We start from the raw sequence: 12091 nt of genomic DNA, 5'->3' as shown, positions 1-12091 counted from the left end.
TCCATTCGCTAGTGCGTTCGACAACCCTCCTTCGCTCAACGCCAGCATCGACCGAAAACTGTTATCGGCGACTGCGGAACTTCTTTGCGGATCGGCTATCTCACGGGTGGCATTGCAACAACTTCGTCACAACTGAAGTCGCTGCAACCTGTAACTAACTCACCCACACTAACAAGTGCCAGCACTACGCCATAGCTTCCCGCCGATTAATTTAAATCAATAGACAAAAAGTTCCGTCAAAAACAGCATTTGATATCTATTGATTTAATCGCACGACCTCAGATCGCTATCATTGCGCCACGTCAGCAGCCTGTGACGCAGCAGTCACGGGCTTCCTGAAAGACAGAGCATGCCGCGAGCAACGATCAGCCGATCCCGGCGGTCATGACACCTCCCGTGTCCTTGGGCAGATGGCAGATCGAACCTGGAAGTACGACGCTGAGCATGACTGGTAAATCAAAAGTCCACCATGGCGTGCCCGCCGATAGTCTGATTCGACTGAAACCGCAGAAACTCGGCCGGCATTATCACAAGATTCCGCAGTACATCAAAGAGATCTCCGGGAAGTATCCGAGGATCATCAGCGACTACTTCCTGCGGCATTATCGAATCAATCTCGAACTGGATAACCTGAGCATTCACGAGGAACTTCCCCGTGAGCTGGAGTGTTTATTCGATTCGCCCCTGGGCAAGTTCGGTTTCGCCATGGACCGCGCCCTGCTCACCGAAGTCATCGAGTGCTATTACGGCGGCACCGTGGTCGCCAATCGCGACACGCCGCCGATCAGCAGCTCCGAGCAGCGCATGCTCGACCGCCTCGGCCTGGACGTGGTGGACCTGTTCGGCCGCGCCCTGCTGATGGGCGAATCGGTCGGCCGTCTGCAGCAGATCGACCCCACCTATGAAGAAGTGCAGTGGGAGTACGTCGCCGAGTTCAGCTACGTCAGCCACCTGACGGGCGAGCGCTCCTCGCTCTACCTCTACCTGGACAACCCGCTGGCGGACGAACTGACCCGCCGCCTCGCCGGCCCGCCGCCGCCGCGCCTCACCGGCAACCCGGTGGAGCACATCAAGCACCTGCCGCTGCGCCTGGACTGCGTGGTCGCCGCCGCGCGCCTGCCGCTGTCGCAGGTGCTGGCCCTGGAGCCGGGCGATGTGCTGACGATCCGCCCGCTGGAGCGCGTCGAAGTGCGGGTCAACCAGCAGAAGCTGTTCCGCGGCGCCATCTTCGAAGACGACGGCACCCTCTTCCTCTCCTCCCTGGAAAGCGTGAAAAACCCATGACCGGTTCTCTCTCCGACTCCGAGTTCGAGTCGCTGATCAACGACGGCGACCTGGGCCTCACCCAGGACGTCACCGACATCCCCGCCGAGCCGGTGCGCGCGCCGCTGCCGCAGCAGGACCTGAGCTTCTTCGGCAAGATCCCGGTGAACGTCACCCTGGAAGTCGCCTCGGTGGAAATCTCGCTGAAGGAGCTGATGGACGTGGACGGGGGCAGCGTGATCATCCTCGACAAGCTCGCCGGCGAGCCGCTGGACGTGAAGGTCAACGGCGCGCTGTTCGCCAAGGCCGAGGTGGTCGTGATGAACGGCAACTACGGCCTGCGCGTGCTCGAACTGTGCGGCGCCAGCCTCGACGCCCTGACGGCGTGATGCTGTCCCGCTGCCTGGCCACGCTTGGCCTGCTCATCGCCGCGCTCTGCCCGCTCTACGCGCAGGCGGCCGGCGGCGAGGTCACGCTGTTCAACCTGCACGATACGGCGGACGGCCAGGCCTTCAGCGTCAAGCTGCAGATCCTCATCGTCATGACCCTGCTGGGCTTCCTTCCGGCGATGCTCATGCTGATGACCTGCTTCACCCGCTTCGTCATCGTGCTGGCAATCCTGCGCCAGGCCATCGGCCTGCAGCAGAGCCCGCCGAACAACGTGCTGGTGGGCATCGCCCTGGTGATGACCCTGCTGGTCATGCGCCCGGTCTGGCAGGACGTCTACAGCAATGCCTACCAGCCCTTCGAGGCCGACCAGATCAGCCTGGAAGACGGCCTGGGCCGCGCCAAGCAGACCCTCAGCCGCTTCATGCTCGCGCAGACCAACCGCACCTCGCTGGAAACCATGGTCAGCCTGGCCGGCGAGACGGTGCCGGAGAACCTCAACGACCTGGACTTCTCCCTGCTGCTGCCGTCGTTCGTGCTCAGCGAGCTGAAGACAGCGTTCCAGCTGGGCTTCATGATCTTCATCCCGTTCCTGGTGATCGACCTGGTGGTAGCCAGCGTGCTGATGGCGATGGGCATGATGATGCTCTCGCCGATGATGATCTCGCTGCCGTTCAAGCTGATGATCTTCGTGCTGGTGGACGGCTGGGCCCTGATGATGGGCACGCTGACCAGCAGCGTGCAGCCGTTTTAGCGGCCCTGACGGAAAACCAAAGATGCTCACTCCGGAAAGCGCCGTCGATATCGTCTCCAACGCCGTGCACATCACCGCGCTGATCGTCTGCGTGCTGATCGTGCCCAGCCTAATCGGCGGCCTGCTGGTGAGCATTTTCCAGGCGGCCACGCAGATCAACGAGCAGATGCTCAGCTTCCTCCCGCGGCTGCTGATCACCCTGGGGATGCTGGTGTTCGCCGGCCACTGGATATTGCGCACGCTCTCGGAGCTGTTCATCGAGTCGTTCCACCAGGCGGGCCGCCTGGTCGGCTGATGCCATGCAGCAAGGCGCATCCATCCTGCAGGCCTTCGACTACCTGCAAACGCTGCAGGCCTGGTGGTGGCCCTTCTGCCGGATCATGGCGGTGTTCGCCCTGGCGCCGATCTTCAGCCACAAGGCGATCCCCATGCGCCTGCGCATCCTCCTCGGCCTGGCCCTGACCGTCGCTCTGGGCGCCGCGCTGCCGCGCCCGCCAGCCATCGATCCGCTGTCCGCGCAGGGCCTGCTGGTGGCGCTGGAGCAGATCGTCTTCGGCCTGATGCTGGGCCTTTCGCTGATGCTGGTGTTCACCGTGTTCACCCTGGTGGGCGACATGATATCCACCCAGCTGGGCCTGAGCATGGCGGTGTACAACGACCCCATGAACGGCGTGTCGTCGTCCTCGATCTTCTACCAGCTGTACTTCATCCTGCTGGTGTTCCTGTTCCTCTCCATCGACGGCCACCTGCTGGTGGTGAGCATCCTCTACCAGAGCTTCATCTACTGGCCGGTAGGCAGCGGGCTGCATTACCTGGGACTGGAGTCGGTGGCCGGCAGCCTCGCCTGGGTGTTCTCCGCCGCCGTGCTGATCACCCTGCCGGTGGTGTTCTGCATGACCCTGGTGCAGTTCTGCTTCGGCCTGCTCAACCGCATCTCGCCGGCACTCAACCTGTTCTCCCTGGGCTTTCCCATGGCGATCATCGCGGGCCTGGCGTGCATCTGGCTGACCCTGCCGGACATCCCCGAGAACTACCTCAAGCTCACCCGCCAGTTGCTCGATGCCATCGGCGTGATCTTCCGCGAGGGGCGCCATGGCTGACCAGCACAGCGCCCAGGAGAAAACGGAAGAGGCCTCCCAGCAGAAGCTGAAAAAGAGCCGCGAGGACGGCCAGGTCAGCCGCTCCAAGGACCTCTCCACCACCCTCTCGCTACTGGCCACGCTGGTCGCGCTGAAGTTCTGCGTGGAGCACTTCTACGATGGCATCAGGCAGGGCTTTGCGCTGTCCTTCATCGATCTGCGGCACAGCGAGATCGGCCTGGACGACCTGCCGCTGGTGCTAGGCCACCATCTGGTGCTGTTCATCACCACGCTGCTGCCGCTGCTGGTCACGCCGCTGCTGGTGGTGCTGTTCTCGATGATCCCCGGCGGCTGGATCTTCTCCAGCAAGAACTTCATGCCCAAGCTGTCCAAGCTCAACCCGATCACCGGGCTTGGGCGCATCTTCTCGATGCAGAACTGGACGGAGCTGGCCAAGTCGCTGCTCAAGATCGTCGTGCTGATCCTCGTCGCCCTCTATCAGTTGCACGGCGCCCTGCCCGGCCTGCTGGCGCTGCAGCGCAGCAACGTGCACAGCGCCATTGCCGCCGCCTTCGGCACCTTCTACGACATCACCCTGTCGCTGCTGGTGGTGTTCATCCTGTTCTCGGTCATCGACATCCCGATCCAGTACTTCTTCTTCAAGAAGAAGCTGCGCATGACCAAGCAGGAGCGCAAGGAAGAGCACAAGAACCAGGAAGGCCGACCGGAAGTGAAGGCGCGCATCCGCCAGATGCAGCGCCAGCTGGTGCACCGGCAGATCAGCAAATCGATCAGGACCGCCGACGTGGTGATAGTGAACCCGGTGCATTTTGCCGTGGCGCTGCGCTACGACCCGAAGAAGGCCCAGGCGCCCTACGTGGTCGCCAAGGGCCTGGACGAGACCGCGCTGTACATCCGCAAGCTGGCCAAGGCCCATGACCTGGAAGTGCTCGAATTGCCGCCGCTGGCGCGCGCCATCTACGCCACCACCCAGGTGAACCAGCAGATTCCCGCGCAGCTGTACAAGGCCGTGGCCCACGTCCTCACCTACATCCTCCAGCTCAAGGCCTGGCGCTCCGGGCGCCGTGAACGGCCGGAGCTGATCAAGAACGTCCCCATTCCCGAAGAACTGCTGAACAGAGTCTGACCATGCGCCTACTGCAGTCACTATTGCCGACCTTCCAGAGCGGCCGCATCGGCATCCCGCTGATCATCCTGTCGATCCTCTCGATGATCATCCTGCCGCTGCCGCCGCTGGTGCTGGACGCCCTGTTCACCTTCAACATCGTGGTGGCGATCCTGGTGCTGCTGGTCAGCGTGTCGTCGAAAAGTCCGCTGGACTTCTCCCTGCTGCCCACGGTGATCCTGGTCACCACGCTGCTGCGCCTGACCCTGAACGTCGCTTCCACCCGCGTGGTGCTCCTCGACGGCCACACCGGCACGGGCGCGGCCGGCAAGGTGATCGAAGCCTTCGGCCACGTGGTGATCGGCGGCAACTTCATCGTCGGCCTGATCGTCTTCGTGATCCTGATGATCATCAACTTCATGGTCATCACCAAGGGCGGCGAGCGTATCTCCGAGGTGACCGCGCGCTTCACCCTGGACGCCCTGCCCGGCAAGCAGATGGCCATCGACGCCGACCTCAACGCCGGCCTGATCGACCAGAACGAAGCCAAGCGCCGCCGCTCGGAAGTGGCCAAGGAAGCCGACTTCTACGGCGCGATGGATGGCGCCTCGAAGTTCGTCCGCGGCGACGCCATCGCCGGCATCCTGATCCTGCTGATCAACCTGTTCGGCGGCCTGGCCATCGGCGTGTTCGTCTATGACCTGCCGGCCGGTGCGGCCTTCCAGCGCTACGCCCTGCTGACCATCGGCGACGGCCTGGTGGCGCAGATTCCGGCACTGCTGCTGTCCACCGCGGCGGCGATCATCGTCACGCGGGTCAACGAGTCGGCGGAAATCACCAGCCTGGTGCGCAAGCAGATGCTGGCCTCGCCGTCGCTGCTGTACACCGTCGCCGGCATCCTCGTGGTGCTCGGCCTGGTTCCGGGCATGCCGCACATCGCGTTCTTCGCCTTCGCCGCGCTGGTGGCCTTCATCGCCTGGCGCCTGTCGCTGGCCGGCCCGCCGATCGAGGCGACTACGCTGGAGCAGACCCAGGCGCTGACGCAAGCGATGGACCAGGAGCGCGCGCAGCAACTGGGCTGGGAAGACATCCCGCTGGTGGAGCGCCTGTCGATCTCGCTGGGCTACAAGCTGGTCAGCCTGGTCAACGAGGCCAGCGGCGCGCCGCTGCCGCAACGGATTCGCGGAGTGCGCCAGACGCTCTCGGAAAGCCTGGGCTTCCTCCTGCCGGAAGTGCAGATCCGCGACAGCCTGCGCCTGAAGGCCTCGCAGTACGCCATCCACATCAACGGCGAGCGCATCGACGGCGCGGAAATCCACGCTGACCGGCTGATGGCGATTCCCTCGCCGGAACTCTACGGCGAGATCGACGGCATCCTCGGCGTTGACCCCGCCTACCGCATGCAGGTGGTGTGGATTCTGCCGGCGGACAAGTCCCGCGCGCTGAACCTGGGCTACCAGGTGATCGACTGCGCCAGCGTGGTCGCCACGCACCTGAACAAGGTGGTGCGCGAGCACCTGCCGGACATCTTCAAGCACGACGACGTCGAGCACCTGATGCAGCGCCTGACCCTGCAGGCGCCCAAGCTGGCCGAATCGCTGAAGGCGCAGCTGACCTACTCGCAGCAGCACCGGGTATTCCGCCAGCTGCTGCAGGAGGAAGTGGCGCTCAAGGACATCGTCACCATCGCCAGCGCCCTGCTCGAAGGCAGCGAGACCACCAAGGACCCGGTGCTGCTGGCCTCCGATGTGCGCTACGCGCTGCGCCGCAGCATCGTCTCGTCGATTGCCGGCGACCGCCCGGAGCTGAGCGTGTTCGTGCTGGAGAACGCCCTGGAAAACACCCTGCTCGGCGCCCTGAGCATCGCCCAGCAGGCCGGCCCGGTGAGCCTGGACAACATCCCGGTGGAGCCCAGCCTGCTCAACCAGCTGCAGCACAGCATGCCGGTGGTGAAGGAAAAGCTGCGCAAGGAAGGCCACCCGCCGATCCTCACCGTGATGCCGCAGCTGCGACCGCTGCTGGCGCGTTACGCACGGGTGTTCAGCCCGGGGCTGCACGTGCTGTCGCAGAACGAGATTCCGGAGCGGGTGGGGGTGCAGATTATGGGGACGCTGGGCTAACTGTCCTTCAGGTAAAACTCCGGCACGGGGGCTTCCCTCACCCCGGCCCTCTCCCAGAGGGAGAGGGAGCCGTTCGGCACTCTTCAGTTGTTTCGGAGTCAGGCGGCGAGCGCATGACTATCAACCCGCTCAGGACAGTCCCCTCTCCCTCCGGAGCGGGGCGCGCAGCCAGGGTTAGGGTGAGGGCCAGCCCGAGCGCCGAGCTACCCCATCAGGACAACCGCGCCCTCCCCAACAGACTGCGGTTGAAACTCACCGACATCGACGTCACCAGCTCGGTGAACGCCGCGCTCGGCCGGTCCAGCTTGAAGCCCTGCTCGAAGCGCGCATTCTTCGCGTCCTTCTTCGACCACTGGCAGATCGCGGTGATGTCCACCGAGCGGGTGTGATCCTCGCGCACCGGAATCTCCAGGCGCATGTCGTAGCAACTGCCCGGCGCCAGCGGCTCCTCCGTCACCAGCCGCAGGCCACCCATCGAGACGTCCAGGACCACCCCCATGGGGTCGCCGCTTAGGCGATTGGTCACGTTGATCTGGCCGATGTGGCGGAAGGTCAAACGGCGGTGCTTGCGCATGGCGGCCTCTTGTAGGGAACGGGCTCTGGGACGGGCGCTTCAGGGAGCGAAACGCGCGCGCATCCTAGCAGCGCCAGCACCTCAAACGAACTCAAAAGCTATCAACTGGCCAGTATTCGCCACGAAATCGCCACACCTTCCATCGCCCGGCGCTGCAACCCTGCAGCGGACTCCCTGCGATCCGCGAGTCCGCTCCTACGCCACATCTGCTATCGGGCGATCCACAGCAGACACAGGGAGAGCGTGACCAACGACCCCAGCGTCGACACCAGAATGCTCCGCGACACCACCGCGGCCTCGCGCTGGTAGTACTCGGCAAGCATGAACGGCCCGGTGCCAGTGGGCAGCGCGCTGAGCAGCAGCGCCGAATCCGCCCACAGCGGTGGCAGGTCGAAGACCTTGTAGGCGAGGAAACCGGTGAGCAGCGGCTGGCCAACCAGCTTGATCGCCACCAGCGGCCAGGCGCCGACCTGCTCGCCCTCCTGCTTCTGCGCCAGGAACAGGCCCAGCGAGACCAGCGCGCAGGGCGTGGTGGCAGCCGCGAGCATGTCGAGGAAGTGCAGCAGCGGCGCTGGCAGGCCGAGACCGGTCACTGCCCAGAGGCCACCGATGATCGGCGACACCACCAGCGGGTTCTTGCCCAGCGCCTTGCTCACCACCCAGATGGCGCGGCCGATGTGTTTCTCTTCCTGCAGTCCGACCTCGATGCAGACCACGGCGATGGCGAACAGCACGCAGACCACCAGCAGCGAGGCGATCAACGCCGGCTCCAGGCCGTCCTGGCCGAACACCAGCAGGCACAGCGGAATGCCCATGTACCCGGTATTGGCGTAGGACGCGCTGAGGCCGTCGATGCTCGCCGCCGGCAGCGCACGGCCCTGCATCAGGCGCCAGACGAGGGTGGCGAAGAACACCAGCAGGCAGCCGCCGGTGAAGGCGGCGAGGAAGCCCGGCTGCCAGATTTCCGCCCAGGTCGCGGTGGCGGTGACCTTGAACAGCAGCGCCGGCAGGCACAGCCAGACCACCAGCTTGTTGATCTCCGAGGCTGCCTGCGGGCCGAGACGGTTGGTGCGCCGGCACAGCCAGCCGACCAGGATCAGCGCGAAGATCGGCAGGACGACGGCGAACACGGTGTGCATGGCAGGGAACCTGGAGAGCGGGAGCGGCAGGCGAGCATAGGGTTGCCAATCGATACCGTCCAATGCTTACTAAAGCGCCAATCCATACCCAAACCGTATCGATGATCGACTTCCGCCAGCTGCGCTATTTCCTCGCCCTCGCCGAGCACCTGCACTTCGGCCGAGCCGCGGAGGCGCTGCACATCACCCAGCCGCCGCTGAGCCGGCAGATCGCCGCGCTGGAAGAAGAACTGGGCACGCCGCTGTTCGCCCGGCATTCGCGCTCGGTGGAGCTGACCGCCGCCGGCCGCGACTTCCAGCAGCAGGCCCGGGCGCTGCTCGCCGGTCTCGATCTTGCCGTGCGTTCGGCACGCGCCACGGCACGCGGCGAGCGCGGCGAGCTGCGCATCGGCTTCACCATGCTGGCTGCCTGGACGCTGCTGCCGCGCCTGCTGAAAATCTTCGCCGACGGCCACCCGGAGGTGAAGCTGGTGCTCAACGAGATGCTCCCGCGCGACCTGGGCCCGGCGCTGGACAGCGGCGAGGTGGACGTCGCCCTGACCTTCCCCGAACGCGAACCGGGCCAGCGCCTCTATCGCACGCTGCAGCGCGAGCCGCTGTGCGCGGTGCTGCCGGCCGAACACGGCCTGGCGCAGGAAGCGGAACTGGACGTGACCAAGCTGGCTGGCGAACCCTTCATCACCTTCCCGCCGGCTACCGCACCGGCCCTGCACGAATCGGTGATGGACTGCTGCCGCCAGCACGGCTTCGCCCCGGCGGTGCGCATGGAGACGCACCTGCAGCAGACCATCGTCAACCTGGTGGCCGAGGGGCTGGGCGTGTCGCTGGTGCCGGACTCGATGCGGCGCATGCAACTGCCCGGCGTGGCCTTCCGCGCCATCGGCCGGTCGCCGCAGGTGGAGTACGGCGCGGCCTGGAGCCCGCACAACGACAACCCGTGCCTGGCGGCTTTCCTGCGCAGCGCGGGGGCCGTCGAGGCCTGAGGCCTCGGGTTCACATTGCAGGAGCGCGCCATGCCCGCTCCTACAGGTTTACGCCGGCGCCGATGAACACGTAGGGCGCATAACGCCTACGGCGTTATCCGCCAGCGCGGCGGATAACCCGTGCCGGGTTATGCGCCCTACGGAAGCCGCGCGATCAGACCCGGCCGGTCACCGGGATGCACGCGCCGGTAATGGCCGCCGCAGCATCCGAGGCGAGGAACAGCAGCGTCGCCGCCAGTTGCTCCGGCTTCACCCAGCGGTCGAATTCCGCAGTGGGCATGTCGGCGCGGTTCTGCGGGGTGTCGATGATGCTCGGCATCAGCGCGTTGACGGTGATCCGGGCGTCCTTCAGTTCCTCCGCCAGCGCTTCGGTCAGGCGCATGACGCCGGCCTTGGACGCCGCATAGGCCCCCATGCCCAGCGCCGCGCGGGTCGCAGCTGCGGCAGCGATATTGAGAATGCGCCCGTGTCCGCGCGCCTTCAGGTGCGCCAGCGCAGCCTGGCTGGAGACCACGGCGGTGCGCAGGTTGATGCGGTACATCAGGTCCCAGGTGTCGATGTCACCATCGCCCAGGGTTTCCCAGTGGAAGCCGCCGGCCACGTTGATCAGCGCGTCGAGGCCGCCGAAATGCTCGTTGACCTGTTCCAGCGCGGTGCGGGCGGCGTCCGGGTCGGTGAGGTCGATGCCGCCGATGGACAGCGCGCCGGCCTGTGGATAACGCGGGCCGACGGCGCGGTCGAGCAACGCGACCTGCCAGCCGGCGTCGGCGAACGCCTGGCCGACCACGCTACCCAGATGGCCGAAGCCGCCGGTGATGGCGACGATCCTGTTCATGCTGCTACCTCGTGTCGGTGGGAGAGGCGTTCTTATAGGGGTAGCAGGGGTTGCGCGAAAGGTCGCGGGCGCCAGATCAGGGGACGGATCGGGACGGCGAGCAGGCCCTCTCCCAAAGGGAGAGGGTCAGGGTCGGCCTTACTTCACCAACCGCGCATCCAGGCTGTTCTGCGCCAGCCGCTGCGCCTGCTCCTTCGTCATCCCCAGGTGCTCGTGCAGGGCCTGGAAGTTCTCGGTGACATAGCCGCCGAAATACGCCGGGTCGTCCGAGTTCACCGTCACCTTCACGCCGCGCTCGAGCATGTCGAGGATGTTGTGCTCGCGCATGTGGTCGAACACGCAGAGCTTGGTGTTGGACAGCGGGCAGACGGTCAGCGGGATCTGCTCGTCGATGATACGCTGCATCAGTCGCTCGTCCTCGATGGCGCGCACGCCGTGGTCGATACGCTCGATCTTGAGCAGGTCCAGGGCTTCCCAGATGTACTCTGGCGGGCCTTCTTCGCCGGCGTGGGCGACGGTGAGGAAGCCTTCGGCGCGGGCGCGGTCGAACACGCGCTGGAACTTGCTCGGCGGGTGGCCGACTTCGGAGCTGTCCAGGCCGACGGCGATGAAGGCGTCGCGGAACGGCATGGCCTGGTCGAGGGTCTTGAACGCCTCTTCCTCGGACAGGTGGCGCAGGAAGCTGAGGATCAGGCCATGGCTGATGCCCAACTGCTTCTCGCCATCCTTGAGCGCGCCCTGGATGCCACGCAGCACCACCTCGAAGGGCACGCCACGGTCGGTGTGGGTTTGCGGGTCGAAGAACGGCTCGACGTGGATGACGTTCTGCGCCTTGCACTTCTCCAGGTAAGCCCAGGTCAGGTCGTAGAAGTCCTGCTCGGTACGCAGCACGTCGGCGCCGGCGTAGTAGAGGTCGAGGAATTCCTGCAGGTTGTTGAACGCATAGGCCTTGCGCAGGCTCTCGACGTCGCCCCAGGGCAGGGCGACCTTGTTGCGCTCGGCCAGGGCGAAAAGCAGCTCGGGCTCCAGCGAACCCTCCAGGTGCAGGTGCAGTTCGGCCTTGGGCAGGGCATTGAGCCAGTCGTACATGGGTGAGGTCTCGTTATCGGTGGGTCAGGCGCCGGTGATTGGCACACAGGCGGACCCGGCAAGCAATTGGCAGCGGGGCGACGAGCCCCATCACGCAGTGGACAGAGATAATTCTGACGCAAAAGACAGATATCCGCGAAATCTTCCGACCGGGTCCCTTTCTAGAATCGCCTTCCACCTATCCACCCGGCCCGCCTCATGAACAAGACTCTCCTGGCCCTGCTGCTGCCGCTGGCCCTGATCGCCTGCGGGCAGCCCGGTGACCTGAAATACAACGAGGTGGTGACCTCCGCCTTCCTCTCCAACGTGCAGCGCATCGACCGGGACATGGAAGGCCTGATCAACGGCGATTTCGACCCCGGCCACAACCCAGGCCGCGGGGCGCCGGCAAAGAGCCCCGGCGAGCATATCGCCGAGCTCGAAAGGAACCTGAACCAGGTGCAGCAACTCCCGCACAGCGAGGACGCCGGCCCGTTCGCCAGCAGCCTGTCCCGTTACTACGAACTGCAGATCGGCTACTACCAGCAGCTCAAGCGTTACGCGGAGACCACCGACCAGGCGAACAAGGAGACCCTGGCGCAGAGCCTGGCGACCACCTACCGGAGCTTGCGGGCAATGCCCGAACAGATCTTCGCCGCGCAGAAGCAGTTCCTCGAGCGCACCAGCCGGCTTCACTGAGGGCCCGCGCGGCACGCCGTCGCGCGCTGGTGCGCTTACCGGGCATTGCCTAAGATGGCGCACT

At 65.3% G+C, this 12091-nt stretch carries 13 protein-coding genes; 9 read left to right on the top strand and 4 right to left on the bottom strand.

Annotated elements, in window-relative coordinates:
• Positions 1 to 444 precede the first annotated feature (444 nt).
• The 7 genes from IB261_RS01135 to IB261_RS01105 are packed head-to-tail and all read left to right on the top strand — an operon-like array spanning position 445 to position 6729.
• The gene (locus IB261_RS01135; protein WP_081518792.1) at positions 445 to 1284 is read left to right on the top strand and encodes a FliM/FliN family flagellar motor switch protein; all 840 of its coding nucleotides are present in this window, start codon (positions 445 to 447) and stop codon (positions 1282 to 1284) included.
• Positions 1281 to 1652, top strand: coding sequence for a flagellar motor switch protein FliN (fliN, locus tag IB261_RS01130; protein WP_081518793.1), 372 nt, complete (start codon positions 1281 to 1283; stop codon positions 1650 to 1652). Before IB261_RS01135 ends, fliN begins: the two co-directional genes overlap by 4 nt.
• Positions 1652 to 2404, top strand: a complete 753-nt coding sequence (gene fliP / locus IB261_RS01125) for a flagellar type III secretion system pore protein FliP (protein ID WP_151188966.1) — start codon at positions 1652 to 1654, stop codon at positions 2402 to 2404. Before fliN ends, fliP begins: the two co-directional genes overlap by 1 nt.
• 22 nt (positions 2405 to 2426) lie before the next feature.
• Entirely contained in the window at positions 2427 to 2699 is a 273-nt protein-coding gene (locus tag IB261_RS01120; RefSeq protein WP_045213351.1) for a flagellar biosynthetic protein FliQ, read from the top strand.
• 4 nt (positions 2700 to 2703) lie between these two features.
• Entirely contained in the window at positions 2704 to 3504 is an 801-nt protein-coding gene (fliR, locus tag IB261_RS01115; RefSeq protein ID WP_192383408.1) for a flagellar biosynthetic protein FliR, read from the top strand.
• A complete protein-coding gene (flhB, locus tag IB261_RS01110) occupies positions 3497 to 4630 on the top strand; it encodes a flagellar biosynthesis protein FlhB (protein WP_192210440.1) in 1134 nt (377 codons plus the stop codon). Before fliR ends, flhB begins: the two co-directional genes overlap by 8 nt.
• A 2-nt stretch (positions 4631 to 4632) precedes the next feature.
• Positions 4633 to 6729, top strand: a complete 2097-nt coding sequence (locus IB261_RS01105; RefSeq protein WP_151188964.1) for a flagellar biosynthesis protein FlhA — start codon at positions 4633 to 4635, stop codon at positions 6727 to 6729.
• 211 nt (positions 6730 to 6940) lie between these two features.
• On the opposite strand, the gene IB261_RS01100 is transcribed toward IB261_RS01105, so the two are convergent.
• Both IB261_RS01100 and IB261_RS01095 read right to left on the bottom strand, forming a co-directional pair.
• On the bottom strand, positions 6941 to 7303 hold the full coding sequence (locus IB261_RS01100) for a PilZ domain-containing protein (protein WP_017521274.1): 363 nt from the start codon (positions 7301 to 7303) through the stop codon (positions 6941 to 6943).
• Between the two features lie 209 nt (positions 7304 to 7512).
• The gene (locus tag IB261_RS01095) at positions 7513 to 8442 is read right to left on the bottom strand and encodes an AEC family transporter (protein ID WP_151188963.1); all 930 of its coding nucleotides are present in this window, start codon (positions 8440 to 8442) and stop codon (positions 7513 to 7515) included.
• Between the two features lie 101 nt (positions 8443 to 8543).
• Here IB261_RS01095 and IB261_RS01090 point away from each other — a divergent pair, with 101 nt between their 5' ends.
• Positions 8544 to 9425: a LysR substrate-binding domain-containing protein gene (locus tag IB261_RS01090; protein ID WP_192383409.1), complete on the top strand. Its 882-nt coding sequence runs from the start codon at positions 8544 to 8546 to the stop codon at positions 9423 to 9425.
• A 154-nt stretch (positions 9426 to 9579) separates the two neighbouring features.
• Here the strand turns inward: IB261_RS01090 and IB261_RS01085 are convergent, their stop codons facing one another.
• Together IB261_RS01085 and IB261_RS01080 are read right to left on the bottom strand one after the other, a co-directional pair.
• A complete protein-coding gene (locus IB261_RS01085) occupies positions 9580 to 10260 on the bottom strand; it encodes an SDR family NAD(P)-dependent oxidoreductase (protein ID WP_151188961.1) in 681 nt (226 codons plus the stop codon).
• 138 nt (positions 10261 to 10398) lie between these two features.
• The gene (locus tag IB261_RS01080) at positions 10399 to 11349 is read right to left on the bottom strand and encodes an adenosine deaminase (RefSeq protein WP_081518807.1); all 951 of its coding nucleotides are present in this window, start codon (positions 11347 to 11349) and stop codon (positions 10399 to 10401) included.
• Positions 11350 to 11547: 198 nt separating this feature from the next.
• On the opposite strand from IB261_RS01080, the gene IB261_RS01075 reads away from it, so the two are divergent.
• Positions 11548 to 12027, top strand: coding sequence for a hypothetical protein (locus tag IB261_RS01075; protein WP_192225562.1), 480 nt, complete (start codon positions 11548 to 11550; stop codon positions 12025 to 12027).
• Positions 12028 to 12091 lie beyond the last annotated feature (64 nt).

The organism is Pseudomonas sp. PDM20 (genome assembly GCF_014852575.3).
In the GTDB taxonomy this organism is placed as follows: domain Bacteria; phylum Pseudomonadota; class Gammaproteobacteria; order Pseudomonadales; family Pseudomonadaceae; genus Pseudomonas.
Note: the sequence above shows the minus strand (reverse complement) of the source record. Positions and strands in the feature narration are given on the sequence as shown.